Source organism: Streptomyces sp. NPDC047974, from assembly GCF_040653375.1.
Lineage (GTDB): Bacteria > Actinomycetota > Actinomycetes > Streptomycetales > Streptomycetaceae > Streptomyces.
On sequence record NZ_JBEZNU010000118.1, the window covers coordinates 1 to 1255 of the forward strand.

General features: G+C 63.8%; 5 protein-coding genes. All 5 read right to left on the reverse strand.

The window, feature by feature from the left end:
* A partial coding sequence (locus AB0E19_RS38745; protein ID WP_362189958.1) for a hypothetical protein occupies positions 1-398 on the reverse strand: 398 nt, incomplete at its 3' end.
* On the reverse strand, positions 395-544 hold the full coding sequence (locus AB0E19_RS38750; protein WP_160314061.1) for a hypothetical protein: 150 nt from the start codon (positions 542-544) through the stop codon (positions 395-397). The genes AB0E19_RS38745 and AB0E19_RS38750, both read right to left, overlap by 4 nt.
* Positions 541-831, reverse strand: a complete 291-nt coding sequence (locus AB0E19_RS38755; protein ID WP_049434075.1) for a hypothetical protein — start codon at positions 829-831, stop codon at positions 541-543. The genes AB0E19_RS38750 and AB0E19_RS38755 overlap by 4 nt, the downstream gene beginning before the upstream one ends.
* Positions 828-1076, reverse strand: coding sequence for a hypothetical protein (locus AB0E19_RS38760; RefSeq protein ID WP_004154585.1), 249 nt, complete (start codon positions 1074-1076; stop codon positions 828-830). Before AB0E19_RS38760 ends, AB0E19_RS38755 begins: the two co-directional genes overlap by 4 nt.
* On the reverse strand, positions 1073-1255 hold a 183-nt coding region (locus AB0E19_RS38765; RefSeq protein ID WP_362189963.1), incomplete at its 5' end, for a hypothetical protein. The genes AB0E19_RS38765 and AB0E19_RS38760, both read right to left, overlap by 4 nt.

The window sequence follows — 1255 nt, forward strand, 5'->3', positions numbered from 1 at the left end:
TTCGGATTCGGGTGCGAGGCCAGCAGGCCCAGCACGTCGTCACCTTCCAGGTTCTCGATCTCCACGATCTTGTCGCCGAACTCGTCGTATACGAACTCGTCGAGCACGTACCACAGGGCAGGCTTGTCCTTGCTGGCGCGGTTGAGCTTGTAGGTCGGGTCGATGTCCTTGCGGAAGTTGTGCTTCTTGCAGGACAGGGCCAGCAGGTAATCACGCGCGCCGAACTTCTCGACGATCTCGTCGATGTAGTCCTCCAGCTTCGCCTTCGCGCGCTCGGGCTGGATCGCTTCGACCTTGTTGCCGTCGCCGTTCCAGTCGATGTTCGCGGTGTTCGAGAACGCGAGCTGGTAGCGCAGCACGTCGGCGTCGATCAGCAGCAGGGGGCCGCGCTTGTTCATGCGTCCACCCACTGCCATCCCAGGAACGCCAGCGCGAACCAGCGGTGCAGCCAGTTCGGACGCTCCTTGACCTGCACGAAGAAGTTGCCGCCGATGACCCAGGAACCGGCCGCATGCGGTGGCCGATAGGTCACGTAGGAAGTCATGGCCGCTTCTCCGGGTGACGCTCATACCACGCCTGTAGCTCGGCGGCGTAGCGCTTCATTCCGGCCTGGTACTCCGGGCCGTCGCCGAGCGGGTACTCGTACTCGTCGCAGACGTAATCGCTGGTGGGGATGTACGAGAATCCGCCATTGCTGTTTGGGATCAGCATCAGGCCACTCTCGGTGTGTCCTTTCAGGCACGAGCCGTAATCGGCGCGTGGCGGCCAAGGCTTCATGTCGCACGCAGCGAGGCCAGCGCACAGCGCCAGGATCAGAAGTGCGCGCTTCATGCCATGCTCTCGTGTACGGCGACCCAGCACTTCTCGCCAACGCGGCGGATGAAGTAGATCGCGGTGTTCCACTCCACGGGGCGCAGCATGCGCTCCGTGCAGCACGGGCACTTGGCGTTGTAGGCGTGAACCTCGGGCTGGTGTTCGAGCACAGCCACGCGGTAGGTAGTACACGGAGCGATCAAGCGGACATCGCCGTCAGCGGGGCCGCCAATGAAATGCACGCGAAGCTGATTCTCGTTCATCGGTTCGATTCCTTGAGGACTTCCAGGGCGCTCGCCTTGTCGGCGTTGCAGCGCAGGAGGCCGTCCTCGGCGTTGCCGCCGAAGCGGTAGAGGTCGTAGGTGGTGGTGGTCGGGTCAGCCATCAGGTCGGCACCCCCGAGCGTCAGCGCGCCGCCGTCGAGGCGATCCGGAAGGCCTGG

Bases quoted from the DNA above. Each gene is read 5' to 3' on its own strand.
- AB0E19_RS38750 (WP_160314061.1), bottom strand. From the start codon at position 544: ATGACTTCCTACGTGACCTATCGGCCACCGCATGCGGCCGGTTCCTGG.
- AB0E19_RS38760 (WP_004154585.1), bottom strand. From the start codon at position 1,076: ATGAACGAGAATCAGCTTCGCGTGCATTTCATTGGCGGCCCCGCTGAC.
- AB0E19_RS38755 (WP_049434075.1), bottom strand. From the start codon at position 831: ATGAAGCGCGCACTTCTGATCCTGGCGCTGTGCGCTGGCCTCGCTGCG.